The organism is Leifsonia sp. A12D58 (assembly GCF_047530025.1).
Classification (GTDB): domain Bacteria; phylum Actinomycetota; class Actinomycetes; order Actinomycetales; family Microbacteriaceae; genus Cryobacterium.
In genome coordinates this window covers 22585-48999 of sequence record NZ_JBLJAT010000009.1, presented here as the reverse complement: position 1 = coordinate 48999, position 26415 = coordinate 22585, and the positions used below count along the sequence as shown (strand labels likewise).

23 protein-coding genes and 1 pseudogene are annotated in these 26415 nt (G+C 63.7%); 11 read left to right on the top strand and 13 right to left on the bottom strand.

Going from position 1 to position 26415, the window contains the following annotated elements; all coding sequences use genetic code 11:
- Window positions 1-9: 9 nt before the first annotated feature.
- Complete coding sequence (locus ACMT3I_RS15970; RefSeq protein ID WP_414805508.1) at window positions 10-1002, top strand: M23 family metallopeptidase; 993 nt, start codon at window positions 10-12, stop codon at window positions 1000-1002.
- Window positions 1003-1017: 15 nt separating this feature from the next.
- Here the strand turns inward: ACMT3I_RS15970 and ACMT3I_RS15965 are convergent, their stop codons facing one another.
- Together ACMT3I_RS15965 and ACMT3I_RS15960 are read right to left on the bottom strand one after the other, a co-directional pair.
- Window positions 1018-1644 carry a LysE/ArgO family amino acid transporter gene (locus ACMT3I_RS15965; RefSeq protein ID WP_414805532.1) on the bottom strand — a complete coding sequence of 209 codons (627 nt, stop codon included), beginning with the start codon at window positions 1642-1644 and terminating at the stop codon, window positions 1018-1020.
- A gap of 40 nt (window positions 1645-1684) precedes the next feature.
- Window positions 1685-3697 (bottom strand): lectin-like domain-containing protein, encoded by a 2013-nt coding sequence (locus ACMT3I_RS15960; protein ID WP_414805507.1) that lies wholly within the window; start codon window positions 3695-3697, stop codon window positions 1685-1687.
- Between the two features lie 100 nt (window positions 3698-3797).
- Between ACMT3I_RS15960 and ACMT3I_RS15955 the strand changes: the two genes are divergently transcribed.
- Entirely contained in the window at window positions 3798-4136 is a 339-nt protein-coding gene (locus ACMT3I_RS15955) for a hypothetical protein (RefSeq protein ID WP_414805506.1), read from the top strand.
- A gap of 4 nt (window positions 4137-4140) precedes the next feature.
- On the opposite strand, the gene ACMT3I_RS15950 is transcribed toward ACMT3I_RS15955, so the two are convergent.
- Window positions 4141-4644, bottom strand: a complete 504-nt coding sequence (locus tag ACMT3I_RS15950; RefSeq protein WP_414805505.1) for an NUDIX hydrolase — start codon at window positions 4642-4644, stop codon at window positions 4141-4143.
- A 118-nt stretch (window positions 4645-4762) separates the two neighbouring features.
- Here ACMT3I_RS15950 and ACMT3I_RS15945 point away from each other — a divergent pair, with 118 nt between their 5' ends.
- On the top strand, window positions 4763-4951 hold the full coding sequence (locus ACMT3I_RS15945; RefSeq protein ID WP_414805504.1) for a hypothetical protein: 189 nt from the start codon (window positions 4763-4765) through the stop codon (window positions 4949-4951).
- 87 nt (window positions 4952-5038) lie between these two features.
- On the opposite strand, the gene ACMT3I_RS15940 is transcribed toward ACMT3I_RS15945, so the two are convergent.
- Both ACMT3I_RS15940 and ACMT3I_RS15935 read right to left on the bottom strand, forming a co-directional pair.
- Complete coding sequence (locus ACMT3I_RS15940) at window positions 5039-8314, bottom strand: efflux RND transporter permease subunit (RefSeq protein ID WP_414805503.1); 3276 nt, start codon at window positions 8312-8314, stop codon at window positions 5039-5041.
- An 87-nt stretch (window positions 8315-8401) separates the two neighbouring features.
- Complete coding sequence (locus tag ACMT3I_RS15935; protein ID WP_414805502.1) at window positions 8402-9862, bottom strand: PLP-dependent aminotransferase family protein; 1461 nt, start codon at window positions 9860-9862, stop codon at window positions 8402-8404.
- Window positions 9863-9925: 63 nt separating this feature from the next.
- On the opposite strand from ACMT3I_RS15935, the gene ACMT3I_RS15930 reads away from it, so the two are divergent.
- Complete coding sequence (locus ACMT3I_RS15930; protein ID WP_414805501.1) at window positions 9926-10627, top strand: YczE/YyaS/YitT family protein; 702 nt, start codon at window positions 9926-9928, stop codon at window positions 10625-10627.
- A gap of 28 nt (window positions 10628-10655) precedes the next feature.
- Window positions 10656-12053, top strand: coding sequence for a cryptochrome/photolyase family protein (locus tag ACMT3I_RS15925; RefSeq protein ID WP_414805500.1), 1398 nt, complete (start codon window positions 10656-10658; stop codon window positions 12051-12053).
- Between the two features lie 6 nt (window positions 12054-12059).
- Here ACMT3I_RS15925 and ACMT3I_RS15920 read toward each other — a convergent pair whose 3' ends face one another.
- The gene (locus ACMT3I_RS15920) at window positions 12060-12485 is read right to left on the bottom strand and encodes a TipAS antibiotic-recognition domain-containing protein (RefSeq protein WP_414805499.1); all 426 of its coding nucleotides are present in this window, start codon (window positions 12483-12485) and stop codon (window positions 12060-12062) included.
- A gap of 187 nt (window positions 12486-12672) precedes the next feature.
- Between ACMT3I_RS15920 and ACMT3I_RS15915 the strand changes: the two genes are divergently transcribed.
- Together ACMT3I_RS15915 and ACMT3I_RS15910 are read left to right on the top strand one after the other, a co-directional pair.
- A complete protein-coding gene (locus ACMT3I_RS15915) occupies window positions 12673-13533 on the top strand; it encodes a DUF4097 family beta strand repeat-containing protein (RefSeq protein WP_414805498.1) in 861 nt (286 codons plus the stop codon).
- The gene (locus ACMT3I_RS15910) at window positions 13530-14138 is read left to right on the top strand and encodes a PadR family transcriptional regulator (RefSeq protein WP_414805497.1); all 609 of its coding nucleotides are present in this window, start codon (window positions 13530-13532) and stop codon (window positions 14136-14138) included. Before ACMT3I_RS15915 ends, ACMT3I_RS15910 begins: the two co-directional genes overlap by 4 nt.
- A 141-nt stretch (window positions 14139-14279) precedes the next feature.
- On the opposite strand, the gene ACMT3I_RS15905 is transcribed toward ACMT3I_RS15910, so the two are convergent.
- Window positions 14280-14573 (bottom strand): hypothetical protein, encoded by a 294-nt coding sequence (locus tag ACMT3I_RS15905; protein WP_414805496.1) that lies wholly within the window; start codon window positions 14571-14573, stop codon window positions 14280-14282.
- Window positions 14574-14639: 66 nt separating this feature from the next.
- On the opposite strand from ACMT3I_RS15905, the gene ACMT3I_RS15900 reads away from it, so the two are divergent.
- Both ACMT3I_RS15900 and ACMT3I_RS15895 read left to right on the top strand, forming a co-directional pair.
- The gene (locus ACMT3I_RS15900) at window positions 14640-15101 is read left to right on the top strand and encodes a MarR family winged helix-turn-helix transcriptional regulator (protein ID WP_414805495.1); all 462 of its coding nucleotides are present in this window, start codon (window positions 14640-14642) and stop codon (window positions 15099-15101) included.
- A 138-nt stretch (window positions 15102-15239) separates the two neighbouring features.
- Window positions 15240-17369: an APC family permease gene (locus ACMT3I_RS15895; RefSeq protein WP_414805531.1), complete on the top strand. Its 2130-nt coding sequence runs from the start codon at window positions 15240-15242 to the stop codon at window positions 17367-17369.
- A gap of 24 nt (window positions 17370-17393) precedes the next feature.
- On the opposite strand, the pseudogene ACMT3I_RS15890 reads toward ACMT3I_RS15895, so the two are convergent.
- Window positions 17394-18241: pseudogene (locus tag ACMT3I_RS15890) on the bottom strand (capsular polysaccharide synthesis protein).
- Here ACMT3I_RS15890 and ACMT3I_RS15885 point away from each other — a divergent pair.
- A complete protein-coding gene (locus ACMT3I_RS15885; protein ID WP_414805534.1) occupies window positions 18167-18337 on the top strand; it encodes a hypothetical protein in 171 nt (56 codons plus the stop codon). The pseudogene ACMT3I_RS15890 and the gene ACMT3I_RS15885 overlap by 75 nt on opposite strands.
- Before the next feature lie 4 nt (window positions 18338-18341).
- Here the strand turns inward: ACMT3I_RS15885 and ACMT3I_RS15880 are convergent, their stop codons facing one another.
- Window positions 18342-19427, bottom strand: a complete 1086-nt coding sequence (locus tag ACMT3I_RS15880; protein WP_414805494.1) for an NAD(P)-binding domain-containing protein — start codon at window positions 19425-19427, stop codon at window positions 18342-18344.
- A gap of 184 nt (window positions 19428-19611) precedes the next feature.
- Between ACMT3I_RS15880 and ACMT3I_RS15875 the strand changes: the two genes are divergently transcribed.
- Window positions 19612-19845 carry a DUF3073 domain-containing protein gene (locus tag ACMT3I_RS15875; RefSeq protein WP_414805493.1) on the top strand — a complete coding sequence of 78 codons (234 nt, stop codon included), beginning with the start codon at window positions 19612-19614 and terminating at the stop codon, window positions 19843-19845.
- 221 nt (window positions 19846-20066) lie between these two features.
- Here ACMT3I_RS15875 and purM read toward each other — a convergent pair whose 3' ends face one another.
- From purM to ACMT3I_RS15855, 4 genes are all read right to left on the bottom strand, one after another.
- Window positions 20067-21170, bottom strand: coding sequence for a phosphoribosylformylglycinamidine cyclo-ligase (gene purM, locus ACMT3I_RS15870; protein ID WP_414805492.1), 1104 nt, complete (start codon window positions 21168-21170; stop codon window positions 20067-20069).
- Window positions 21167-22756 carry an amidophosphoribosyltransferase gene (purF, locus tag ACMT3I_RS15865; RefSeq protein WP_414805491.1) on the bottom strand — a complete coding sequence of 530 codons (1590 nt, stop codon included), beginning with the start codon at window positions 22754-22756 and terminating at the stop codon, window positions 21167-21169. Before purF ends, purM begins: the two co-directional genes overlap by 4 nt.
- 12 nt (window positions 22757-22768) lie before the next feature.
- A complete protein-coding gene (locus ACMT3I_RS15860) occupies window positions 22769-23182 on the bottom strand; it encodes a hypothetical protein (RefSeq protein ID WP_414805490.1) in 414 nt (137 codons plus the stop codon).
- Between the two features lie 129 nt (window positions 23183-23311).
- A complete protein-coding gene (locus ACMT3I_RS15855; RefSeq protein ID WP_414805489.1) occupies window positions 23312-26263 on the bottom strand; it encodes an HtaA domain-containing protein in 2952 nt (983 codons plus the stop codon).
- Window positions 26264-26415 lie beyond the last annotated feature (152 nt).

Here is a 26415-nt window from a genome sequence, read left to right as displayed (position 1 = left end):
CTCCTCGCGGTGCGAGCCGCACAGGCCGCCGTCGCCAAAGCATCCGCGGCCTACAACGCGGCAAAGGTCAATTACGCTTCGGCGAAAGCCGAGTACGACGCCGCAGGCGCCCAGTCCGGCGCGATTCACACGATGCTGGCCGCAGCTGAACTGAGGGCAGACACGTCGAAGCGACTCTTGGCTGGCGTGGTGCGGGCGTTGATGCAGCAGGACCCCGCCGCAGGAGCAGCGGCGATTCTGCTTGGTGGCGAAACCGGCGCTGACCTCTTATCGCAGCTCGGCACGCTCGATTCGCTCTCGCGCTTGGCGGCCAACCTCGACACGATCAAAGACAAGGTGGCTGCGGATGAAGCTGCCGCCGAGAGCCTGCGATCGCGCGAGACCAATACCGACGGACCCTTGAATGGAGTCGCACTCGAGAAGAGCAAGAACCAGCTCGACGCGGCCAAGGCGTCTTTTGAACTGTCGACAACCAGGCTGGCCAGCGTGCAGACAGCGATGAGCGCCGCGCTCGACGACGGGCCTCTCCCGCTCCTTCCAGCGGATGCCCCCTGGTTGAACGCGGATGCCGGCCAGCTCAGCGGACAAGGCTGGGCGAACCCGGCGGTCGGCAACGTCTCTGACGGTTTCGGGCCGCGCCCCGACCTCCCGCTGCCTGACGTCGGTGTGTTTCACTACGGCACCGACATCGGTGCAGCCTGCGGTGCCGGCATCTACGCCGCAACATCCGGTGTCGTCGTCGAAGTGAGCCCGCTCGGAACCTACGGCAATTGGATCCTGATCGACCACGGCAATGGGGTTGAAACCGGCTACGCGCACATCATGACCGGCTCGCAGCTGGTAACCGTCGGCGATTCGGTGATTGCCGGTCAGGTGATCGCCGGGGTTGGGAGCACTGGGGCTTCCACCGGCTGCCACCTGCATTTCGAGGTGCGGATCGATGGAACCCGGATTGATTCCGTCCCGTTCATGACATCGCGCGGGATCACGGTCGGCGGCTAGGAGCCACCCACACGGTCACCAGCCGAGCAGCAGCTTCAGCCCGAGCACGAACATGGTGAGTGCAATCGCGCCATCGAGGATCCGCCACGCGATCGGCCGGGCGAACAACGGGCCGAGCATCCTCGCTCCGTAGCCCAACACGGTAAACCAGACGATGCTGGCGATCACGGCCCCAACGCCGAAGTACCAGCGGCCGGGGTCACCGTGAGTGTTCGCCACTGAGCCGAGTAGCAGGATTGTGTCGAGATAGACGTGTGGGTTGAGCCAGGTCAGGGCGAGCACCGTCAGCACGGCGCTCCGTAGCGAGACCCTGGTCGCGCCCTCGTCGACGGTCAGCGCAGTGTTCGGTCGAATCGCGCGCCGTGCGGCGAGCACTCCATAACCGAGCAGGAACGCTGCACCGGCATACCGGATGACATCGAGCAGGACGGGAATACGTTCAATCACGAATCCGATGCCAGAGATACCGAGCAGGATCAGCACGGCGTCGGACAGGGCACAGATCGCGACGACCACGAAGACGTGCTCTCTGCGGATGCCCTGACGCAGCACAAACGCGTTCTGCGCCCCGATCGCAATGATCAGGGAGAAGCCGAGGCCGAGGCCGGCCAGGGCTGCGGAGAAGTCGTTTTCGGATACCAGCACAGGCATACGCTACGACGCGCGCACGAGGTAATCCAGCTCATCGATCAATCTGGCTCTTGTTCGGCGCGTGTTCGCGGCGCCGACGAAGCGCGACCAACACGATGAGACCGGCGACAACGAGCGCGAAGCCCACAGCCAGATACGGCGCCAACGTGAAGCCGGTGGCTACGAGGGTTGAATGCCCGCCGTTGCCGCTTCCTGCCTGTGGAGGATGTGGCGCAGCCGAAGGTGCCTGCGTGGGCGAGGCTGACTGCGTGGGAGTAGGCGTAGGCGTCGGCGTAGGCGTCGGCGCGATGACCCTGATCGTCGCTTGTGCCGGCGGCGACAGTACAGATCCGCCATTGCCGGATGCCTGTGCGATGTTCGTGACGGAGCCCGCGGAGGCGTCTTCGGTGGTCACAACATAGCTGCCTCGACAAACCGTGCTGCTCCCCGGGGTTTCGTATGGTTGCAGCGACGTGCTCTCGCAGACGATGCCACTGAGATGGTCGTCGTGAACGAGAACGTCGGTGACGACTGTTGTTCCGGCATTGGTGACCACGTACTCGTAGTCCACTGTCTGCCCGACTGCGTATTCGACACTGTCATCGACCGACTTTCCGAGGTCGATAGAGACCGGGCCGCCCAGGGGCGTCGTCACCTCGGATGGCGGAGAATCGATCGGGCCCCGTGGGCCTGTGCCGGTGGCGAAAGCCGAGTTGACAACGTAGCCGCGTGCAACGTCGGCTGCGGTGACGAGATAACTGCCCAGACACGTCGTTGATTCACCGACGCCAAGGGACTGCACAGGGCACGTAATGGGGCTAACCAGCGGGTCGATCACGGTGATTGCGCTGATGGTCGCTTCGCCGGTGTTGGTCACGACAAATTCGTAAGGGATGGTGTCGCCAGTCGTGTAGCTCGGCGCCGGGCCGCTCACTATCGCCACTTGTTTGACAAGGTCAAGTGCCGGCAGCGGGTCGATGGCCTGGACTTTGACGGTGCGGAGCAGGTGAACATCCGTGAATCCACCTGTGGACGCGGCGAATCCGAACTTGTAGGTGTCGGGCACCGGTTGTGGCGCATCGAACGACAGCACCTGTTGTGCACCGCTACCGAAGTCCACCCACACGGTGACCCTGGGGTCCGGGGCAGCCGTGATCTCAACGGTGACGACCCGCTTCGATGGTTCGAGCAAGAGTGCAGCATCGGATGCAGACGTTCCCGATGGGATAACACGCAATGGACCGTGCAATTGCCCTTGCAGGGTAGATGGCCACGGCCCGGTCGTGGTCAGGTTACTGGTCGTTGCGGTCACAAAGCAGTAGCCATCGGTGTTGTTGCCAGGGCCACGAACCGTGACCATATTGGTGCCAGGAGCTGGCACTCTGAACGCAGTGCCTGACGGCGATGCCGACGCAGGTGGGCAACCCTGGCCACGCTTCTCCCAGTCGCCGAAATAGTTGCCAAGCACGTCGAGGCCAATGCCCAGATAACCATTGTTGACGCCAGGGATGATGGCGTTCGCCGGGTTGTCATCGGGGAGCTTTTGCGCGTAACCCAGGCTGCCGCCGAACGCGCCAGGCGCGTCCAGACTGCTGGCGCCGTCGACGAGGAAAAACGAAATTCCGTCGGCTGGTGCTGGTGTCTGGGTTCCCCCGTACTGCCATTGCTCGAATGAGATCTCTACTCCGGCCGTTGAGGGCAGCGGCTCGGTGTACAGCACTGCACCGGTCTGGTCGTTGGACGCGTCTGTCAGTCGTAGGTATCCATCGGGAGCACCGCCTTGCGGGGGCACGGGGCCGACGGCACCGGCGGGACATCCGCCGAGTACATGACTGCCTGGCCCTGCGGCAGGCTCAGTGGGCGCGCCGGTGAGGCATGCAGAGCCGTAGCCTTGAAACTGCGCAATAGCTGAGGCACCACGGAAGTCCTCGTTCACCAGAGTCGGGCCGGTGGCCAAAGCGGTGGCCGATCGTGGCACAACGATTGCGGCGAGCACGACGATTGCGGCCAGTGCGGTTAGTCTCAGCGATCGGCGAAACCCAGATTTGCCCTTCCAGGTTGTCATGCGGTCAGAGTACCCGCCGGTTCCCCACACGGCGAGGGCTCGTGCCGACACCGCCCCGCCCCTGATGCAGTCGGCGCGTGCCATGCCCTAGCATCGGGCTATGAGCGCCGAAACCGTCTTCGCAGATCTCAGTTCAGAGTTGGCCGAAGCCGGCGCATCCGTTGGCGAGCTGTTCGGGGCCAGCGCCCTGGTGCTGGACGGTAAGGCCTTTGCCTGCCTGCACAATGACTCGATTGCCCTGAAACTCGGCGAGGGCAGCGACGCGCACCAGCTGGCGCTCGGTCTGCCGGGCGCCATATTGTGGGATCCGTCTGGACAGCAGCATCCGTTCAAGGACTGGGTGGCGGTACCGGTCGCCCTGAATGCCGAGTTCGAAGAGACCCAGATCGGCGATCTCGCCCCCGCTGCCATGGCGTTCCTGACAGCTTCGCCCGCCTAAAGTTTTAGGCCGGGTGGCCGCCTTCGAACACGGCATCCGTGCCAACGTTGGCTGCTACGGCCAGCGCGATGCGCTGGGCATGGCTACCTCCCAGCTCCGGCAGGGAATCAAGCCCGTACCAGGCAGCTTCGGTGTTCTCGCCGTCGGCCGGGAACGGAGTTCCGCTCACCCACTGGCAGCGGAACACCAAGTCGAGATACTGCGCCTGGTCGCCGTTCGAGTAGGTCAGCGGGTCGAGCACGTGCACCCAGACCAGACGCTCGACGGATGCAACGACATCGGCTTCCTCGAGGATCTCGCGCACCGCGGCATCCGCCGGTTCTTCACCCGGATCGATGATTCCGGTGACCGGCGTCCACGCGCCGTTGTCAGCCCGACGAACGAGCAACACCTCGGTCGCGCCGGTCGTCTCGTCGTCGCGGAGCACGACGGCGGTGACACCGGTGAGCCAGAGCGGTGCCGTGCCAATTGCCTGCCGGAGGTCGAGTACGAAGTCAGGAGTTGCCATCCGCCGAGCCTAGTTGGTTGTCGCCACGGGCCGCACCTGGCTGGACGCGGCTGTGCCCGGGAATTCACAGGGATGTACGGGGGTGAGGAGTGTCAGAGGTCGTCGATAAATTCTGACTATGGATATCAGTCTCGCAGCAGTCTTCATCGAGGGCTCCGTTCGCTTCGGAACGACCCTGCTGCACGCGGTCATTGATAACCCGGCATATCTACTGATTCCCGTCGGACTCGTCGTGTTGGCGATTCTCGAGAAGAGGGCCCCGCGCAAGCGCCGCTCGCGCCGAGGGCGCACTGGCACGTCGTGCTAGCCGGCTTCGGGAATGTGCGGCGCAGTCGAGCGCGTGGGTTTTCGCGTCATACCTTGAACGCACTCTTCACGAGGGCGGGGCAGTCTTCTAGGAGCTGGGCGGCGTCGAGGCAGCGGCCCCAGCCGCGACCGTGGCATCCTCAGCCTTGGCATCCGCACGTTCAATTCGGGCCTCTCGGCGACGCTCCCTGGTGCCTTCCACTGCCGAGTAGAGCACCGGCAGCACGATCAGTGTCAGCACTGTCGACGAAATCAATCCGCCGATCACCACGAGCGCGAGGGGCTGTGAGATGAATCCGCCGTGGCCGGTCAGCCCGACGGCCATCGGCAGCAGCGCGAAGATCGTCGCGAGAGCCGTCATCAGAATCGGACGGAGCCTGCGTGACGCACCGTAGATAAGGGCATCGTGCACACTCATCCCCCTGCGTCTGGACTGGTTCACCAGGTCGACGAGCACGATGGCGTTCGTGACAACGATGCCGATGAGCATCAGCACACCGATCAGCGACGCGACCCCGAGTGGGATGCCGGAGATCACCTGCAGTGCGATGGCGCCGGTGGCTGCAAACGGCACAGACACCAGCAGGAGTAGCGGCTGCAGCAACGAGCGGAACGTGGCGACCATGACGATGTAGACGATCAGGATGGCCACCAGAAGGGCGATGCCGAGCTGCTGGAACGCGTCACGCTGGTCGGCGCTGACGCCACCGATCGTCGCAGTCGCCCCGGCGGGCAGCGTGGTGCTGTCGAGCACACTCGCGATCTGGCTGTTCGCCGTTCCGAGATCATCGCTCGACGGCGTCGCCGAGATCGTGGCTGTGCGCAGCCCCTTCGTCGTGGTGATCGTCGACGGCCCATCAACCTGTGTAACCGTCGCCAGCGAGCTGAGCGGCACGACACCGGCAACTGTCGGGATCGGCAGGTTGGCGAGTTCATCGGTTGTCATCGGCGGGGTGGCCGATTGCAGGTAGACCGACAGCGTTGTGTTGTCGATCACGATAGTGCCGATGTTCGTCGGTTGCATGGCCTGCGAAACGAGCGCGCCCAGCGTCAGTTCACTGAGGCCCGCCTGCGCGGCAGCGTCCCTGTTCACCGTGACGGCGATGTACGGCCGGGAGGCAGCCAGGTTGCTGCTGCTCTCCTTGATGGCGCTGAGCGTCTTGACCTTGGCCAGGATGTCGTCGGTAGCCTTCTGCAGGTCCGCGTCTGTCGTTGCGGTGACGTTGATCTCGATGTCGGACGATCCGCCAAATCCGCCGGACGATGCGACGGACACGTCACCGACATCCGTAATCTTGGCCAGCTCGGTGCGAACGACGTCCTGCACGTCGTCGGGATTCGCGTCGCTCGCTGTGGTCACCGAGTAGGTGATGGTGCTTGAGCTCGTCGACCCGCCGGTGAACGCAGCCGCGAAGCTACTGCCACCGATGGTCAGCTGCACGATCTCGACTCCCTTGGTATCGCGGATCGCTTGCTCGACCGTCGCGGATGCCGCATCCAGAGCGGTCAAACTGGTGCCTACCGGCAGGGTCTGAGTGACCCGGAAGGTGTCTTGACCCGACGAACCGAGGAAGTTCACCTTCATCAGTGGCAGCAGCGCGACGGTGCCACCCAGCACCAGCACGGCCATCAGCAGCGTGGCCACCGAATGCTTCAGCGTCCAGCGGATGATCGGCAAATAGCCCTGTTGAAGTCGGCTCGGGTGTTCGAGTTCGTCGGCTACGACAACGGGTGACGCTGCGTGACGGCTGTGGTGGGAGGGGGCAGCCTCAATCGCATCAGTCGGCACAGTCGCATCCGTCGAGACAGTCTCTTCGACGACGGGCTTCGGTACTGGCACTTTCAGGAACCAGTATGCGAGCACCGGAACGATGGTCAGGGCCACCAACAGCGACGCGAGCAACGCAATTGTCACGGTGAGTGCGAATGGCCGGAACAGTTCGCCGGTCGAGCCGCCGACGAACGAGATCGGCAGGAACACCGTCACCGTCGTGATCGTTGAGGCGGTGATGGCACCGGCTACCTCACGCACGGCTTCTACGATGGTCCCCGATTTGTCGACACCGGCAACCAGATGCCGTTTGATGTTCTCAATCACCACGATCGAGTCATCGACGACACGACCGATAGCGATGGTGAGGGCACCGAGCGTGAGGATATTGAGCGAATAGCCGACAGCTTGCAGCCCGATGAAGGTGATGAGTACAGACGTCGGAATCGAGATCGCGGTCACCAAGGTGGCCCGGATCGAGAGCAGGAAGACCAGAATCACGAGCACGGCGAAGACGAGGCCGAGCAGACCTTCCTGAGTGAGCGAGTCGATCGACTGCTGGATGAAGGGGGCCTGGTCGAAGACCACGGTGAAAGTCGCACCGGGGATGTCTTTCTCGAAGTTCGGCAGGAGCGCCCGCACACCCTTGGATACGTCGACGGTGTTGGCCGCGGGCACCTTGGTGACCGAGATGGTCAGTGCCGGTTCGCCGTTCACGCGCGAGATGCTGGTGACCGGGTTCTCAACCAGGGCGACCGTCGAGACGTCCCCGATCGTCACGACTTGAGCGGCTGCCTGTGTCGGGGACCCGGAGCTGGATCCGGTAGCCGAGCCGGAGCTTGAACCGGCGCCCGAGCCCGCGGTGAGCGGCAAGGCAGCGATGTCATCCACCGAGGTGAGCTTGTCGCCGACCTGCACCGACAGAGTCTTGTCGCCCTCGGTAATGGAGCCGGCCGGGATGAGTGAGCCGTTCTGCTGCAGCGCATCTTTGATCGACTGTGTGCTGTAGCCGCTGGCCGCGAGGGCCTGCACATCCGGTGTGATGGTGACCCTCTGGCCGACATCGCCGACGAGAGCAGCGTCGCGCACACCGGCAACGTCACGGATGTCGCCGAGTACCGTACGCTTCAGCTCGTCGGCCAGGGTGGTCTCGTCGCCCCCAGAAACGGCGATCGACAGTACCGGGAAATCGTCGATAGAACCGCTGATCACCTGGGGATCAACATCGGCTGGCAGCGTCGACTTGATCCGGTTGATCGCCTGGTCGATCTTGGACTCGGCCTTGACCAGATCGGTGCCGTAGGTGAAGGTCGCCGTGATGAGTGACGCATTGGTGCTGCTCGTCGTCGAGGTGGTTTCCAGCCCCTCGATGCCCTGGATCGCCGTCTCGATGGGCGTCGACAGGTCATCATTGACGACCTCGGGCGAGGCACCGGGGTAACTCGTCGAGATCACGAGCTGGGGCAGCTGCAGCGAGGGAATCAATTCCTGCTTCAGGCTGGTCAATGCCAGTGTCCCGAAGATCGCCGCAACGATGGTGATCAGGGCGATCAGCGCCCTATTCTTCATACTCACAACCGCGAGAAGATGCACTCGCTCAGTATGTCAGTGCACCATCTGCACTTTTCGGGACTCTAAGCGTTTACCCTGCTTGGCCCGATCAGGTCAGGCCAGGGCCCGCTAGACGACATCCGCCAGATAATCGGTCTCGGGCACCGGATGCCGCAGCAGCGACTCCCACGCCCGGCCGAGAGCCGCGACGCCTCGGTCGATTTCGTCGAAGCCGTAACAGAACGGTATACGGAGGAATCGCTCGAAGGCTCCGTCGATGCCGAACCGGGGCCCGGCCGGGATCACGAGGCCCTGGCTGCGTGCGGCGAGCGAAAGCTGCGAGGAGACCGGGCTGCCCAGATTGACCCAGGTGGTGATACCGCCATGCACCTCTGGAACATGCCAATCGGGAAACTGGGTGGCCAGCGCCTGAGTCAGGTGATCACGCCCCGCCCGAAGCACCTCGGTGCGCTCAGCGAGGATCGCGGGCATGTCGCCGAGTAGCCGGGCGACGATGAGCTGGTCGATGATCGGGGTGCCGAGATCCCTGGCCGATCGGGCGGCGACAAGCTTGCGGATGAGTGGTCGCTCCGCCCGGATCCAGCCGACCCGCAGTCCGCCCCAGACCGTTTTGCCAACCGACCCGACCGATACCACCGAACCCGTCGATCCCGCTGGCGCGTATGCGGCAAAGGGTAGGAACGACTCAGGCCTGTCGATGTTGAGCTCGGCAATCGTCTCGTCGGCGATGAGCACGGTGCCCTGCCTGGTCGCAGCAGCCAGAACCCGCTCTCGCTGAGCGGCCGGCATCGAGAGCCCCGTCGGATTATGGAAGTCCGGCATCAGGTATCCCAGTGCCGGATTGCTGCGCTGGATGGCCTGAATCAGGCCATCCTCGTCCCAGCCGGCGACCGACTCATCCTCCCCGAGCATGGCCGGGGTCACGCTCACGGGCACGAGTCGGGCTCCGGCTTCACGAAGCGCTTCGTACGCATGCGGATACGTGGGCGACTCGATGAGCGCACGGTCCCCCCTGCCGACGAGCACATGAGCCAGCAGCGAGATGGCGTGCTGCGCACCGATCGTCACCATGATCTGCTGGGGGTCGGTCGGGAGCCCCCGCGCCGTGTAGCGGTCGGCGATGGCCAGCCGAAGTTCGGGGATCCCCACGGGATCGAAGCCTGAGCTCTCGAGGTGCCGAGGGAGGTCGGAGACGGCGAGCGCCGCGACATCCGCCAGCCCGGGCAGCGCCGACATGGTGGCCTTGCCGAAATCGAGGATGCCGGCCGATGCCACGGACACCAGCCCCGTCGGAGTGACAGGAAGCGTGATGAGACTGCCTGAGCCCCGCTGGCTGACCAGGAAGCCAGCCTCCCTGAGTTGCCGGTACGCGGCGCTCACGGTGGTGCGGCTGAGTCCGAGCCTGGCGCTCAATTCCCGTTCGGCTGGCAGCCGGCTGTCGGTCGGGATGCGGCCGTCGAGCGCAAGCACGCGGATGCGATCGAACAGGGCCACGTAGGCATTGCCGCCTCCTCGCCAGTCGCCGAGCAGGGATTCCAGAGCACGAGCACTCAATTGGCTATCAACCATGAGGCCACTATAAGCAGATTGGCATCTTGATAACAGGCCTCGCATGCAATTGGATTGGTTTTTATGACACGCCGCACGATTCAGATTCTCATTGGCCTCTTCCTCTACGGAATGGGTATCGCGCTGATCGTGCGCGGCGCGATCGGCGTGGCCCCATGGGACGTGCTCACCCAGGGAATCGACAATCACACCCACCTCGGCTTCGGCCTGATCACCGTGCTGATGAGTGGCGTGGTGTTGCTGCTGTGGATCCCGCTCAGGCAGAAGCCAGGAGTCGGCACCGTGATGAACGCGTTCCTGGTCGGGCCGTCGGCCGACGTCGGACTGTGGCTGATCCCGGCAGATCTCGACCTCTGGGTGCGCATCATCATGTTCGCCGTCGGACTGCTCGTGCTCGCAGTGGCGACCGGCCTGTACATCGGCGCTCACTTCGGGCCCGGCCCGCGCGACGGTTTGATGACCGGCCTGCACAACCGCACGGGCTGGCCGATCTGGGTCGTGCGCACCGGCATTGAGGTAATCGTGCTTGGGGTCGGCTGGGCGCTCGGCGGCAACGTCGGCATCGGTACAGTGCTGTTCGCCGTGCTGGTCGGGCCGCTCTGCAACTGGACCATCCCGTTCTTTGCGATCAAGCGGCCAGCTGTCGCGGCTTCTGCTGCGTCTATCGCTACCGCGGCTCCAGTGGCAGCGGACGCCCGGCACGAGGCCGAACTCGAAGGAACCGTCGTTCCCGGGGCCGCGACAATCGATTCACCTGCCAACTGACCTCGCCGACTAGCCGTACGGTGAAGGGATGAGTGACAAGCCCTCCATCGTCTGGCTGCGCGACGACCTGCGCCTGGCCGACAACCCGGCATTGACCGCCGCCGTGACCCGGGGCGCCCCCGTGATCGTCGTCTACGTGCTCGACGACGTGAGTGCCGGCATCCGCCCGATGGGCTCGGCAAGTCGCTGGTGGTTGCATCACAGCCTGACTGCCCTTGCCCACCGGCTGCAGGAACTCGGTGGGCGCCTGGTGCTGCGGCGCGGACCTGCACATGTCGAAATCGACCGACTGGTTGACGAAACGGATGCCGGCGCCGTGTTCTGGAACCGCCGGTACGGCGCAGCGCGTGCCGTGGATGCCGAGCTAAAGAGTTCGCTACGAAGCCGCGGAATCGAGGCGGCGAGTTTTCAGGCGAACCTATTGTTCGAACCGTGGAGCGTGACGACCGCCACCGGCACGCCGTTTCGCGTCTTCACGCCGTTCTGGAAGGCGGCCCTAGCCCTCCAGGCTCCGCGCGCGCCACTGCCCGCTCCGGATGTGCTGCCCATTGCCGGCGCCATTCTGGCCGATCTGCCCAGCGACGACCTGGATGCCTGGGCGCTGCTCCCCCACCACCCCGACTGGGCGGGCGGACTCCGCGAACGCTGGACGCCAGGCGAGGCCGCTGCTCTGGCATCCGTGTCACGCTTTGCCGTCGGCGCACTCGCCGAGTACCACCGCAGGGACGAGCCGGCTGTCGTCGCAACCTCGTTCCTCAGCCCGCACCTGCGGTTCGGTGAGATCAGCCCGTTTCAGGTCTGGCACGCCGTGCATGGCGAAGCGGCAGCGCTCGAACCTGAGGCGCGGGCGAACGTTGCCAAGTTTCTCAGTGAGATCGGCTGGCGTGAATTCAACTGGAACATCCTGTTTCACGCGCCAAATCTGGCCGAGCAGAACATACGAGGCGAGTTCGACGCTTTTCCCTGGGACGAGCCCAATCCGGCCGAGCTGGCAGCCTGGCAACAGGGCCAGACCGGCATCCCCCTCGTCGACGCCGGCATGCGAGAACTGTGGCAGACCGGCTACATGCACAACCGGGTGCGCATGGTGGCGGCGAGCTTTCTCATCAAGAATCTGCTCGTCGACTGGCGCATCGGCGAGCGCTGGTTCTGGGACACCCTCGTCGATGCTGACGAGGCGAGCAACCCGGGCAATTGGCAGTGGGTGGCCGGCAGCGGAGCGGATGCCGCCCCCTACTTTCGCGTCTTCAATCCCGTATTGCAGGCAGCTAAGTTCGACCCGCATGGCGTGTACATCGACACCTGGATCCCGGTCGACGAGCTCCGCCCTGCCCCGATCGTCGACCTCGGCGAATCCCGTCGCCATGCCCTGGCCGCCTACGACCAGATGCGGCATGGCGGGCACAGCGAGAACGTCGAAGACTAGGGAACGTCAACCCGAGAGATTACGGTCGGCGTACACCTTCATCGCGTCACGGACGAACTCGGCCCCGGTCTGGCCCCCATATTTCGCCGCGAAGCGATCATCGGCGACGTACAGGTCACCCAGCGCCACGAAATACTCCTTCGGCGGTCCGGTCGAGTCGGCACCTGGCACACCCGGGATGCCACGCAACCACTCAAACTGGCGTGCGGCCAGCGCCTGCGCCTCGTCGCTTGCCGGTTCGATGCCGGCTTCTGCGGCGTGCGCCCAATCGGAAGTGAGCGCACGCTGGCGCTGCCGCCAGGCTGTCTGTTCATCCGCCGTCATGCTGCTCCACCAGAAGTCGCCCCTGGAGTATGTGTCCTGCCCCCACCGCTCCTCGACCTCGTTGCGGTACTGCGTGTGGTCAAATCCTTCGAACGTGTACTCAGCCATCAGCCGCCCTCCCTCATCCAGTTTCTCTATGGTGCTCTCAACTGGCCTGAAGTGTTCGACCCGCGCGACGCCATCCGCGGCACATCCTGGCCAACCCTTGCGCAATCCCCAAACGCGATATATCTTGAAGTCAAAGAACGCGATATATCTCGATTTACGCAGTGCAAGCACGCAAGGAGAACAGCGCATGTCATTGGAAAAGTGGCTCGTCAGCCCCGGCCAAAGCAAGGTCATCGATGTCGACATCGTCCGCAGCATGAAGGTCAGCCTCATTGGCGGAAAAGTGGATGTGATCGGCCACGATGAACCCGGCGCTCGCATCGAAGTGCACAGCGTCAGTGGCAAAGACCTCAAGATCTCGATGGATGGCGACGTGCTCGAAATCGACCACCCCCAGCTCCGCTGGGACAACTTCATCGAGGTATTCGCCTCGTTCCGCGGCAGCGCCAAGGCCGACGTCAGCATCATGGTTCCGCGCGATGTCGCGATGAAGTTCGGCGTTGTCTCGGCGGAGGCCCTCGTCTCCGGTATCAGGAACGATGCGAAACTCAGCACGGTCTCGGGTGACATCGTCGTTGACGACGTCTCGGGCAACCTGGACCTCAATGGCGTCAACGGTGAATTCTCGGTGCGCAATCACACCGGATCGATCTCGGCGCACACCGTCTCCGGCGACGTGACAGCGAGCGGTTACATCCACCGGTTCAGCGTCGACGCCGTAGCAGGAAACATATTCCTCGATATCGTCGGCATTCCAGACACCATCAACACCAACACCGTCAGCGGCGACCTCACGGTGCGTCTCGGTGCTGATGTCGCGACCCGCTATCGCCTCAACACTGTGTCTGGCACCCTGCAGCTCGATAACACCACCATCAAGGGCACGCTCGGCAAGGGTTACGACTCCAGTACCGGCGACCTCAGTGGCTCATGGCTCGAACTGCACGCCAACTCGGTATCCGGCAACATCTCGGTGGTACGCAGGGCAGCGGATGCCGACGCGGCCACATTCACCGAGGTCGTCGACGAAACGGGGGCCCCGGAATGACTCCCCCGGTCTTCTCCCATGGCAGCCTGCGGCTCTACCTGCTCAGCCTGCTCGCCGAGCAGCCCCGGCACGGTTACGAGCTCATCCAGGCCCTGAGCGATCGCTTTGGCGGCACATACAGCCCAAGCGCTGGCACAATCTATCCCCGCCTCAGCAAGCTGGAGGAGGAGGGTCTCGTCACGAAATCGACCGACGGCCGCAAGACCGTCTACGAGATCACGGATGCCGGACGCGCCGAGCTGGCAGCACGGCAGGACGAACTGAACGCGATCGAGAACGACATGACTGACTCAGTGCGCCGCTTGGCCGACGAGGTTCGATCCGGCGTGAACGCAGCGATGAAGAGCCTGCGGGCCGACCTGGCTTCGTCCGCCAGACAGGCGAAAGCCGACTCTGCACCGTCCGAGGGAGCGCAGAACCTGCACACCGAGTCAAATATGGCACTCCGCGAGGCCGACATGGTTCTGAACGAATTTCGGCAGCAGCTTCGCACCGACCTGCGCACGCAGGCATCCAGGTCGCGAATCCCGGCGGAACTCGTACCAAAGCTGCGGGCCGATCTCGCCGGCGTGCGCGCTGACATCCTGCAGGCGCTCGGCCGCTAGTCCAGCGCGAACGCACGCTCGCTCGCACGCACAACACCGCGCCCGTTCTGGCGCAGCGCTACCGCTCTAGCGGGCGCGACAAGCCAGAGCGGGCGCGGTCACGCGTTGCGGGACGACGCGTTGCAACTAGACGCGTCGCAACTATTCGGCAGCGGATGCCGCTTCGATGGCAGCCAGACGTTCCCGCGCCTGTTCCGGCGTGGGGTGGTAGAGCTGGGTGCGCTCGCCTGAGCGGTCGATCTCATGCACGCTCATCAGCTCGCCACAGATCGGACAGACGGATGCCGCCTTGGCTGCACGCACGTCTTCCTCAGGCACGACGTTGTACGGCCCGAGGGGCGGCGGCCCGATCCACGGGAAGAGGGTGCGATTAACCCACGCGGTGAAACCGCCTGCCCCGCGGCGTCCGTTTTCCTGTTTATTAGATCGTGCCATAATCATTAGCGTACTAAACAAATGTGAGTGGCGAACCGGGTTCACCGGAAGCGGACAGGTGTGCAGATGACGACCGACGAGAAGAATCTCCTCGAGCTGCAAGAGCAGGTCTGCTTTGCGCTGGCCATCGCCTCCCGCAGCGTCAACGCGGTCTACCGGCCTATCCTCGAGCCACATGGTCTGACGCATCCCCAGTATCTGGTGATGCTTGCCCTGTGGGAGCAGAGCCCCCGGTCTGTTAAGAACCTGGGCACCGAGTTGCAACTCGAGCCAGCCACCCTCTCTCCCCTGCTGAAACGGCTTGAGCTTGCTGGTTTCATCCGCCGTGAGCGCAACGTCGCCGATGAGCGGATGCTCGATATCTCACTGACGGATGCCGGCGCAGCCCTGCGCGCCGAGGCCGAAAGTATCCCGCCACGCATCATCGACAAGCTCGGCATGAGCCCAGACGAACTCGAAGCGCTCCGCACGTCGCTGTGGCGCGTGATCGGTGCCGCGCAGACCGCTGGAAGCCCGGCGAAGAACTAGCACGAGCACCTGCACTGAGTTGCGGCAGCGCGCCGCCCTCTTGCTGATTTGACAGGCTCCAACAAGGGAGTAGTGTCGTCCCTCGTGATAAATGAGGGGATTACCCCCGTACCAGAATCTCGCAATCCGAAGCGGTGGATCATCGGTGACCCGCTTCCGAGCGAGCATCTGGAGGGTCAACTCCTGCCGAAGCGGCTTGCGCTCCCTATTTTTGCCAGCGATGCGCTGTCGAGTGTCGCGTACGCGCCCCAGGAACTCCTGATGATCCTGACCCTCGGCGGGCTCGCATTTCTGAGCTTCGCGCCCTGGGTCGCTGCTGCCGTCGTCGTGCTCATGCTCGTCGTCGTCGCGTCCTATCGCCAGCTGATCAAGGCGTACCCGTCTGGCGGTGGCGACTACGAGGTCGCCTCAAAAAACCTCGGCGAGAAGGCCGGCCTGGTGGTCGCATCCGCCCTGCTTGTCGACTACGTGATGACGGTCGTCGTGTCCGTCGCCAGCGGCGTCGACAACATCATCTCTGCCTTCCCCGCCCTCGCCTCGTTCCGCGTCGAAATTGCTGTGATGTTCGTCATCCTGCTCGCCGCGGTCAACCTGCGCGGAGTGCGGGAGTCGAGCACCGCATTCGCGATTCCTACCTACCTCTTCATTGCCAGCGCGTTCCTGCTGGTGGTCGTCGGGCTGTTCAGGGTGGCCATCGGCGATCCGCCCGTCGCTGAATCGGCGAGCTACACCGTCGAGGCGCAGAACCTCGCCCAGACCGCGTTCATCCTGCTGCTGTTCCGCTCGTTCGCCAGCGGATGCAGCGCGCTCACCGGCGTTGAGGCCATCGCGAATGGCGTGCCCGCCTTCAAGCGTCCGAAGATCAAGAATGCCCAGGCCACCCTGGTACTGATGGGCGGAATTGCCGTCGTCCTGTTCATCGGCCTCACCGCGCTCGCACTCATCTCTCAGGTGCATTACGCCGAGGATCCCTGCGACCTGATCGGTTGGGCCGAGTGCGCCACGTCACCGCAGCGCAGTCTGATCGCCCAGCTGGCCGCCGCAACCTTCGGCAACAATACGATTCTGTTCTTCGTGCTGCAGGCGGCGACAGCTGCCGTGCTGCTTTTGGCGGCGAACACTGCCTTCAACGGATTCCCGCTGCTCGGCTCTGTACTCGCTCGCGATTCTTACGCCCCGAAGTCGCTGAACACCCGCGGCGACCGCCTAATCTACTCCAACGGTGTGCTGATCCTGGCGCTGGCCGCATCCATCATCCTGATCGTCTATCAGGCAAATCTGACGGTGCTGATCCAGCTCTACATCATTGGCGTTTTCGTGTCATTCACCCTGGGCCAGACCGGCATGGTGAAGCACTGGATCGGACTACTGAAGACGGATCCACCCAACCGAGGATCGATCATCCGCAGCCTGTCGATCAATGGCTTCGGCGCTGCACTGACCGGCGTCGTGCTCATCGTCGTCACGATCACGAAGTTCACGCACGGTGCTTGGTTGGTCTTCATCCTGATGCCCGTCCTGTTCGTGCTGATGCTCGGCGTCAATCGTTACTACCGTGATGTCTCCAAGGAGATCGAGGTAGACCCGATCACGACGTTCGGCTCGCAGGGCGACCACGCCATCGTGCTCGTCGGCAAGATGCAGAAGCCGGTGCTCAAAGCACTCGACTACGCCATCGCCGCCCGTCACGAGAGCCTCGAAGCCGTCCACGTCTCCATCGACGACGACGAGACGAAGCAGCTCGAGAGGGATTGGGCGAAGCAGAACATCCAGGTGCCGTTGCGCATCGTGCAGTCGCCGTACCGCGACATCAGCTGGCCGCTCATCAGCTACATCAAGGGCCGCACGCTTGAGCACGGCTCAGAGGTCATCACCGTCTACACGCCGATCTTCATCGTGGGGCACTGGTGGGAAGGCATCCTGCACAACCACAAGGCCAGACGGATCCGCCAGAAGCTGATGCTCGTACATGGCGTCACGATTGCACTTGTTCCGTGGCTGCTCGACTCCTCCGAGCTCATCTACGGTCGCCGATCACGGCCCATCCCCGGCCAGGACCGCAGAGGCGAGCCTGTGCGCCCGCCGCGTCCTGTGCCGCGCAAGCCGCTCACGCCCGCCGCTCAGGCAGCAGAGACCGCCGCGGCCGAGCAAGCAGCGGCATCGCGGACAGCTGCGGCCACAACCGCAACCGCCCACAAGCCCGCGACGTCCGGAAACCCTCCGCCCCAATCGCGTCAGTCAGCATCCCGTCGCAAGAAGCGCAAGTAGAAAGCAGAACGGGGGTGCTGTCCGTCAGACGGCGGTACCCGTCCCCAGGGTGCCGCCGATCAGACGTTCAAGCACAGAGCCGGGAAGCACTGACTCCGGGTCGTACTTGTAGCTCAGCTTCTGCACGAACGCGGCCCGCAGCACGACAGCAAGCTCCTCCTCGTCGTACGGGCGAAACATCGTCAACTGCATGAAGTGGCTCGGGATGGTACTGATCTTCGGCATTGCCTTCCACTCTTCTTTGACGATGGCTTCTGAGGCATGCAGGGCCTCGAAGAAGCGGTGGTAGAGGAAGTAGTCGGGCAGAGTGCCGTTGTCTTCCCACCAGGCCTCGAGTGCGGCGCGCTGCAATGAGATCACTGCGTTGCCCCGTCTTGCCGCGATGAACCAGTTCGAGATTTGGGTGCCACCCCAGCGCAGATAGAGCAGCCCGGCCTCCAGGAGCTGTGGCACCGACTCCGTGAGGGGACGAGGCACGAAGCAGGTGGCATCCACCCATATTCCCCGTAGCTCTCCAGAAGCGATACCCGCAGATAGTCAGAGAAGTGGGCAGGCAGCTTCGCCAGGCGTTCGGCCACAATCGGCGGGATGTCAACCAATTCAGCCACCGACTCCCTATTGAGGATCCGAGACTCCGGGTGCACTGCCTGCAGCTGCGCCAGGCACGCTCGAACCAACGGCGGCGCTTCATCCAATGGTGAATCCCAGTAGCTGAAGATCGGAAGCTGATCCGTCAGCGCAGGGACCACGTCGAGCTGCGCTCTGCGATGCTCTGACTTCGCCCTGATTTCGTCACCGTGCTTCTCGACGAACTCGGTGACCTGGCGGTGGGCAGCCAGGGACGCCGCCGGGTCGATCGACGAGCGATACATGTCGTGAGCACGACGCGCCTGAACCAGGAGACGCTCGAGCAGGTCATCACTGCGAAGTTCCTCAGACACGATGGCTCCCTCACTTATGAAACTTAATGGCCTAGAGCAGCGCCATGACCTGTCTGGCGATCATCCGCCCAGCACGACTCGCCCCGACGGTACTGGCTTGAGGCCCATAGCCCGCCAGGAATATACGGGGGTCAGACCAGGATGCCCCGGCGCCCACCGTGATTCCACCAGCCTTCTCGCGCAGCTTCAACGCGGCCAGGTGGCGAAGCTCTGGCCGAAAACCGGATGCCCAGATGATGGCATCCGCTTCGGTGAAGCTGCCATCATCCCAGCGCACCCCACCCGGCTCAATGGCGGCGAACATTGGCCTGGCAACGAGCAGCCCTCGCTCGATTCCTGCCGAGATACGCCGACTCACCGGCACGCCTGTGCCGCTCACGATACTGGGCAGCGCACGGCCCGAACGGGCAGCTTCGTCCTGCATGGCTACGGCCGCAGAGGCGCCCTCGAGATCGAGTTCTTCGGTATGCACCCAGTCGATAGGACGCCGAGATGCCCACGTGAGCTCGGCGGCCACGTTCTCCAGTTCAAGCATGAATCCAATCGCCGAGGTGCCACCGCCGACGACAACAACTCGCTGGCCGGCGAATTCGTCAGCCGAAACGTAGTTCGCCGTGTGTAGATGACGCCCGGCGAATGTCTGAGCACCGGGGTAATACGGAATGAAGGGAGAGCCCCAGCTGCCTGTCGCATTCACCAGCAGCTTCGCCATGGTCTCCCGCTCACCGTGGGCAGGAGAGTGGGTGGCCACCACAAGATCGGTGCGCCGGTCGAACACCGACGTCACTGTCACCGGTCGAATGACGTTCAGCTCAAAGTGCTCTTCGTAGCGGCGGTAGTAGTCGGCGACGACATCCCTGGCTGCGAGGGTGCGGTCAGCGGTGTCAAAGCTCAGGCCCAGCTCACTCATACCGGGCAGGTCGTGCACCCTGTGCGCCGTACCGAGGCGCAATGCCTCCCAGCGATGCTGCCATGCCCCGCCGGCATCCGGCCCGCGATCGAAGATGACAAAGTCGCGCCCGGCAACGAGTTCAAACCTGCGCAGATAGTAGGCGACAGCAAGGCCGGCCTGCCCGGCGCCGATGAGAACGACAGGCACAGTCGAGTCGTTCGCCATCACACCTCGTTTCACAAATTGCGCCCGTTGAGCACGTCAGCATTTCACCAGTTGTGCCTGTGAGGCACGTCAGCGGGGTATCAGGCCCACCATGCTAAACTAGCGGCTAGTTTTCACTCTGTCTGTTCGGTAAATCCCGGGTGACTCATCGCTCACTCGGCCTGGCATCGTAAGGGGGTCTCGCATGGGGCGCGGCCGTCAAAAAGCAAAGCACACCAAGGTCGCTCGGGAGCTCAAGTATTTCAGTCCCGACACCAACTACAACGCGCTCGAGCGCGAACTCACGGGTCACTCGCATGATGACCCGCGCCTGGACGAAGATCTGGCCAAGTGGCCGGAGTACGACGGCGAACCCACGGACCAGTCCGATGAGTACGTCGATCACTATGCGACTGAAGACGAACAAAAGCGCGCGTAGGACTTTGTTCATGCTCCAACCGCGTGGCGTTCTCGTCGCGAGGTAGTTCAGCTACGGATGCTCCTGTGAGCCCGCGGCAGCCTTGAGCGACGCTGAAACACGCGGCTCCAACTGGAGCAACCGCAGGTTCAACGTTCATGAAAGAAGCCCCCGATTGCTCGGGGGCTTCTTTCGTGCTGCGCACAATCAGTTCGGGGTGACGGCTGTCGACTCAGTCGCAATTAGTTCGCGTACGAGCCAACGAGACGAACAGCGCCGCCGTTAACGCCCTTGGCACCCTGCTCAAAACCCGTCGCGTCGTGAGCGGATGTCGAGACGCGGCCGACGACCCAGGACGGGATGCCGTCTGAGCTGAGACGGGCGATGACCGATGACGCGGCATCCGGTGCGACGACGGCGAACATGCCAACGCCGAGGTTCCAGGTGCCTTCTGAGCTCTCCAAAGTAGACCCGGCCATGTCGCTGAGCACACGGAAGACGGGTGCGGGCGACCACGTCGACCGTTCGACCTCGACCCAGGAGCCGAGCGGAAGTACGCGAGCGAGGTTCGCCGCGATGCCGCCACCTGTGACGTGGCTGAGAGAATGTACAGCTCCGGCCAGTTCGGGGTCGGTGAGCACGCCGAGCAGCGGCGCGGTGTAGAGGCGGGTGGGCGTGAGCAGAACCTCGCCGACGACACCGCCGAGTTCGGCTGAGGTATCGGTGTACCCGATGCCGCGGCCGGCCAGGATGTGACGAACCAACGAGTATCCGTTGGAATGCAGACCGGACGATTCCATGGCGATAACGACGTCGCCGTGCCTGACACGTTCTGCACCGAGCACCTGATCGGCTTCGACAACACCCGTGGCCGCGCCGGCAACGTCATAGTCGTCAGGGCCCAGCAGACCGGGGTGTTCGGCCGTCTCGCCGCCGACAAGCGCGGTTCCGGTTGCCGCACACGCCTTGGCGATGCCTTCGACGATCGAGGCGATGCGCTCAGGCACAACCTTGCCGCAGGCGATGTAGTCGGTCATGAACAGTGGGCGCGCGCCGACAACGATGATGTCGTCGACCACCATGCCGACGAGATCCTGACCGATGGTGTCGTGCTTGTCGATGGCCTGCGCGATGGCGACCTTCGTGCCGACGCCGTCAGTGGATGTCGCCAGCAGCGGCTTCTTGAAGCTGGTGAGAAAAGACACGTCGTAGAGTCCGGCAAATCCACCGACGCCACCCTGCACCTCAGGGCCGTGGGTGCGTGAGACTGCAGCCTTCATCAATTCGACGGCCAGGTCACCTGCTGCGGTGTCGACTCCTGCTGCTGCGTAAGAAGCGTTGCTCATTCCTGTCTTCCCGGGTCTCCGAATGAAGGCTTACCCTGCTGGTTCACTGCGGGTTCGAGGGGCATATCCACCTCGAGGACACTTTCAAATTCTGCGTCGGGGCCTGGGTCGCATCCGTTGGACGCTGTCTCACGCTCGAGCAGGTTCTTGCCGAGGTGCTGGGCCTCTGGCAGTGGGATCGGGTACTTGCCCGTGAAACAGGCGGTGCACAGACGCTCACGCGGCTGTTCGGTCGACTCGATCATGCCGTCTTCTGACAGGTAGCCGAGCGAATCGGCGCCGATCGCCTGTCGCACTTCGTCGACGCCGAGGCCGGTTGCGATGAGTTCGGCGCGCGAGGCGAAGTCGATGCCGTAGAAGCAGGGCCAGGTAATGGGTGGGCTTGAGATACGCACGTGCACCTCGGCGGCTCCGGCCTCGCGCAACATGCTGACCAGCGCGCGCTGGGTGTTACCGCGCACGATCGAGTCGTCGACGACAATCAGGCGCTTGCCCTTGATGACCTCTTTGAGCGGGTTCAGCTTGAGCTTGATGCCCCGCTGACGGATGGTTTCAGACGGCTGGATGAAGGTACGTCCGACGTAGGAGTTCTTGACCAGTCCCTGACCGAACGGGATACCGGATGCCTGGGCGTAGCCGATGGCTGCCGGGGTACCAGATTCCGGCGTCGGGATCACGAGATCCGCTTCGACCGGATGTTCGGCCGCGAGCTTGCGACCCATCTCGACGCGAGCTTCGTGCACTCCACGACCGGCGATACTGGTGTCTGGACGTGCGAGGTAGACGTACTCGAAAACGCATCCGGCTGGCTTCGACTCGGCAAAACGCTGAGTGCGCAGGCCGTCTTCGTCGATGGTGATGAGTTCGCCAGGCTCGACCTCACGCACGAAGCTGGCACCGACGATGTCGAGTGCTGCGGTCTCGGATGCGACGACCCAACCACGTTCGAGACGACCGAGCACCAGCGGACGAACGCCCTGGGGGTCGCGTGCTGCGTACAACGTCGTCTCGTCCATGAACACGAGGCAGTACGCACCGCGCAGGCGCGGCAGTACCTCAAGTGCTGTGGCTTCGAGGGTGTGGTCAAGATCACCCGTGAGCAGGGCGGTGATGACGGCGGTGTCCGTGGTGTTGCCACGGGCAAGTTCGCCATCAGTTTCGGGATAGCGTTCGTGCACCAGCTGCATCAGCTCTGCGGTGTTGGTGAGGTTTCCGTTGTGGCCGAGGGCAACGGTGCCGCTGCTCGTGCGACCGAGTGTGGGTTGCGCGTTCTGCCAGCTCGATGAGCCTGTCGTCGAGTAGCGCGTGTGCCCGACAGCGATGTGTCCGACGAGAGTATTGAGTGCGCTCTCATTGAAGACCTGTGACACGAGGCCCATGTCTTTGTAAATGAGAATTTTGTTGCCATCGCTCGTAGCGATACCAGCCGACTCCTGACCGCGGTGCTGCAGCGCGTACAGCCCGAAGTAGCTGAGCTTGGCTACTTCCTCGCCGGGGGCCCAGACACCGAAGACGCCACATGCATCCTGTGGCCCCTTCTCACCTGGGAGTAGATCGTGGTTTAACAGTCCGTCGCCACTGGCCAAGGAGCTGCTCCTTTACTCTGATTTCTCGTTGAAAACGGGGGAATCTGAAGCAGCATCGTGGGTCGGGACGACTGGCGGCTGGGTGCCAACCCTGTCGATGACGACTGTTGCTGCTTTTTTGCTGAGGATGCGATCGAGTACGAGCGCAAAAACACAACCGAGGGCAACGCCGATGGCGATGCAGGCGAGAACAAGGAAGCCGAAGACCTGTCCGCGGTCGTAAACCGGGTTCTCCGGGAACGCGAAGGTGAGCACGAGAGCGCAGATGACACCGACGATTGCACCGAGCAGCATGAAGTTCGTGTACCGCGGCGCGCGGTGCACCTTCGTCGTTGCTTCCTCGAGAAGAATCTCGTCTGGTGCTTCGACGGGAATGACCGGCCGATCGCTCGGGTCGGGCAGTGCTGGCTGTTCTGTGGAACTCACGTCTCTATTGTCGCATGGGCCAACTCGCAAGCGACGCCGTCTCATCCGCTTCCCAGCGGATACAACACTGCCCCGGCCTCTCCCTCTGTTGAGGGAAAGATCGGGGCGGCGTGTTGGACCAGCAGCGGGCTAGCGCGAAGCGACAACCCGACGGCGAAGCATGACAAGCAGCACGATGACGGCGGCAAGCAGGATCGCGATGATCACCCAGAGAACCCAACTGATCGGGTTGGTCGACGACGTCTGGTCGACGGCAGTCGCGCCCGCCTGTGTTGCACTCTCTTCGACGGTCAGTACGGCGTCGGCGTCGGCGCAGGCCGCATCCAGCACGAAGCTGGCCGAGACGGCATCGAAGGTCTCGCCGGCCGGGTATGTACCGAATGCCGCCGACCCCGCGTCGGTGAGTGTTGCCGGAACAGCAGTTAGGGTGACCGTCTGCGCCGAGTCCGAGCCCTCGATGACCGGCGCGGATGCTGCCAGATCGAGCTGCACGAAGCGCACATCTTGTGCATTCACCGGTTCGCCCATTTGGGTGTTTCCGGCGACGTCGACGACCAGGTAGCCGGTCGACGCGTCAACGAACTCGATGCGCGGATTGGTGATCGTTGTGTCGAGGATTCCCTCGTGTCCCGTGAAGCGCACGCCGCCCGCGAACTCGATCAGACCGGTCTGCGCTGCGGAATCGAACCCGCCTGTTCCTCCTGTCCAGGAGAACTGACCGTTGGCGTATGTCGTTCCAGCGCCGAGTTCCCAGTCACCGTTCGCCGTCGCACTGGTCAGGTAGCTGCGGAAGCCTTCCTTGAAGCCCCAGTCGAGCGATGCGGCAGAAACGGTGCAGCCTGCGGCCGCCGTGACGGTGGCCTGTGTCTGGACGGGCACTGTTGTCACGAAGGATGCCGTCGAAACTGTACCCGTCGCGCCCGCAGGGGCTGCGCCGACAGCGCCGATCGTGAAGCTCACTGGAGCCAGAGTCTCTCCGGCCCCGTAGAAATTGTTGAACGCATTCGCGCCCGCCGAGGTCAGGGCGACAGGCGCATTGGTGACGGTGAACGCTCCGTCACGCATGGTGCCGCCGACACTCTGGAGGTTTACCGTCCCAAGGTCAACTCGACTGCCGTTGACCGTCACGACGAGCGTGCCCCGACCCGCGGACTCGATGCGCACCGACGGCGACGAGAAGGTGAGGTCGAGCACACCGGAGTGACCGATGAATCGCACAGCTCCGGCATAGTTTCCTTCGCCGGTTTGCGAGTCGGCGTCGTAGCTGCCACCTGACTGACCGAATCGGTACGTGCCGTCATTTGCCGTTGCCCCGCCGGAGACCGAGATACTGCCGTCAGGAAGCTTGCTGATGTAACTCCGGAATGACGGGCTCACGCCCCAGCTGAGCGATCCGGTCGCGACCTGGCTGCCCGTGCCTGCCGGTGCAGGAGCCGGTGTTGGCGCCGGAGTCGGCTTCGGCGTCGGGGTCGGGGTCGGGTCGACCGGGGTCGGCGTTGGGGTCGGGTCGGGCGTCACACTCGGGGTTCCCACAGCGAGGTCGATCGCATCCAGTGTTGTGCCAGCAGGGTAGAAGCCCTGGAATGCCACGGCTCCGGCAGCCGTGAGCACGACCTGTGCACCAGCAAGCGAGAATGCAACGGGTGCGGCAGCGCGGCCCACTGCGGCCAGGGTGAATGCGCTGGCGGTGCCGACGCGGCTCTGGCTGGTCGTGGTGAGCGAGATGGTGGCGAAATCAACCGTCTTGCCATTGATGAAGACCACAAGAGTTGCCGTGGTCGGCGAGTCGAAGCGAATCGACGGGTTGGCGAATGACAGGTCAAGTGCGCCGTCGTGACCGACAAAGCGCACAGTCCCCGAGTACTTCACCGTGCCCGTCATCGCGGAGGCATCGAAGTCGCCACCTGATTGGACGAAGCTGAATGTGCCGTCGACTCGCTGGGTCGCGCTGCCGGAAACCGTGATGGATCCGTGTGCGATCGGTCCGGTGATGTAGTCGCGGAACGCCTTGCTCACACCCCAGCCGAGTGACCCGACTGCTGCAGGAGGCTCAGGCGTTGTGGTCGGGGTCGGCTCCGGGGTCGGCTCCGGCGTTGGCTCCGGGGTGACAGATGCGAACGTGATCGGTGTCACCGTTTCGAACGGCGCATACTTCGCGCCACCACCCGGATACGTGTAAATGCCGTAGTTGCCCGTCGCCGGCTCCTTATCGAAACCAGTCTTCACGGTCAACGTCACCTCGAAGGTGCCATCAGCATTCAACAACGCAGCACCAGCAGAAGCACCACCGATTGTCGCCATGCTCTCGGCCGGAACAGCCCACTTCGTATCGCCCGTCACGCGCGTCGAAGACGCAGCGCCGGCTGAGGGCTGCCAGGAATCAGCGAACTTACCGAACACGACATACGTGCCCGTGAACGCACCAGCAAGCGGCGGACGCGCACCAGACGTCGCCGGAGCAGACGCCACAAAACCAGTGCCACGCACAGTCACCGTCTCACCCGCAGCATCCAAACCAGACGTCTTCGACACGGTCACCGTCGGAACAGCAGGCACCGGCTCCGTGGTGGGTTCCGGAGTCGGCTCCGTGGTGGGCTCCGGTGTGGGTTCCGGCGTCGGCTCCGGCGTCGGCTCGGGGGCAGCAGCAAACGTCACAGCAGTGATCGTGTCCATGCTGGGGTCGGTCAACCCGGCCCCGTGCGCCTTCGAGGTGTAGAACGCGAAACCGCTCTCGGTGGCCGCTGGAACGCTCATCGTCCGGGTGAATGTACCGTCCGTCTCCGGCGTGATCACGGCGGTTTCGCCGATCAGGCTCTGGGATCCAGCGTAGAAGCCAGCCAGGCCGGCAGCGCCAAGTGACAGGTAGATGCCGGGTGCCGCTACGAAGAAGCCAGATCCGGTGACAGTGACGTCACCGCCGCCAGCCGGCGCCTCTGACACGGTCACGGTCGGGGCCGTCGTGGTATCGGCGGCGAGCGCAGGAGTTGCGGTGACAGCCGAAGCTCCACCAACGAGAAGTCCGACAACAAGTGTCGCGACGAAGATGCGGAACCGGCCAGCCGGCGGGGAGGCATGACTCATTGAACGAGAACTCCAGACATGGTGAAGTTCGCGCACGCTGCATGGCGCACCACATGGAGTTTTTCCAGTCGGAGAGCAATAGCACGCTGCGAGAACCTGAACGAGGGCGGCCTGGCCAACTTAGGCGAGGCAAACCTAACCGTAGAGGCATC

What these genes read in the sequence shown, in the direction of transcription:
- ACMT3I_RS15960 (WP_414805507.1), bottom strand. Translation starts at nt 3,697, where the DNA reads ATGACAACCTGGAAGGGCAAATCTGGGTTTCGCCGATCGCTGAGACTA.
- ACMT3I_RS15905 (WP_414805496.1), bottom strand. Translation starts at nt 14,573, where the DNA reads ATGGCACGATCTAATAAACAGGAAAACGGACGCCGCGGGGCAGGCGGT.
- ACMT3I_RS15855 (WP_414805489.1), bottom strand. Translation starts at nt 26,263, where the DNA reads ATGAGTCATGCCTCCCCGCCGGCTGGCCGGTTCCGCATCTTCGTCGCG.
- ACMT3I_RS15915 (WP_414805498.1), top strand. Translation starts at nt 12,673, where the DNA reads ATGTCATTGGAAAAGTGGCTCGTCAGCCCCGGCCAAAGCAAGGTCATC.
- ACMT3I_RS15955 (WP_414805506.1), top strand. Translation starts at nt 3,798, where the DNA reads ATGAGCGCCGAAACCGTCTTCGCAGATCTCAGTTCAGAGTTGGCCGAA.
- purM (WP_414805492.1), bottom strand. Translation starts at nt 21,170, where the DNA reads ATGAGCAACGCTTCTTACGCAGCAGCAGGAGTCGACACCGCAGCAGGT.
- ACMT3I_RS15950 (WP_414805505.1), bottom strand. Translation starts at nt 4,644, where the DNA reads ATGGCAACTCCTGACTTCGTACTCGACCTCCGGCAGGCAATTGGCACG.
- ACMT3I_RS15900 (WP_414805495.1), top strand. Translation starts at nt 14,640, where the DNA reads ATGACGACCGACGAGAAGAATCTCCTCGAGCTGCAAGAGCAGGTCTGC.
- ACMT3I_RS15935 (WP_414805502.1), bottom strand. Translation starts at nt 9,862, where the DNA reads ATGGTTGATAGCCAATTGAGTGCTCGTGCTCTGGAATCCCTGCTCGGC.
- ACMT3I_RS15925 (WP_414805500.1), top strand. Translation starts at nt 10,656, where the DNA reads ATGAGTGACAAGCCCTCCATCGTCTGGCTGCGCGACGACCTGCGCCTG.
- ACMT3I_RS15910 (WP_414805497.1), top strand. Translation starts at nt 13,530, where the DNA reads ATGACTCCCCCGGTCTTCTCCCATGGCAGCCTGCGGCTCTACCTGCTC.
- ACMT3I_RS15875 (WP_414805493.1), top strand. Translation starts at nt 19,612, where the DNA reads ATGGGGCGCGGCCGTCAAAAAGCAAAGCACACCAAGGTCGCTCGGGAG.
- ACMT3I_RS15880 (WP_414805494.1), bottom strand. Translation starts at nt 19,427, where the DNA reads ATGGCGAACGACTCGACTGTGCCTGTCGTTCTCATCGGCGCCGGGCAG.
- ACMT3I_RS15945 (WP_414805504.1), top strand. Translation starts at nt 4,763, where the DNA reads ATGGATATCAGTCTCGCAGCAGTCTTCATCGAGGGCTCCGTTCGCTTC.
- ACMT3I_RS15920 (WP_414805499.1), bottom strand. Translation starts at nt 12,485, where the DNA reads ATGGCTGAGTACACGTTCGAAGGATTTGACCACACGCAGTACCGCAAC.
- ACMT3I_RS15930 (WP_414805501.1), top strand. Translation starts at nt 9,926, where the DNA reads ATGACACGCCGCACGATTCAGATTCTCATTGGCCTCTTCCTCTACGGA.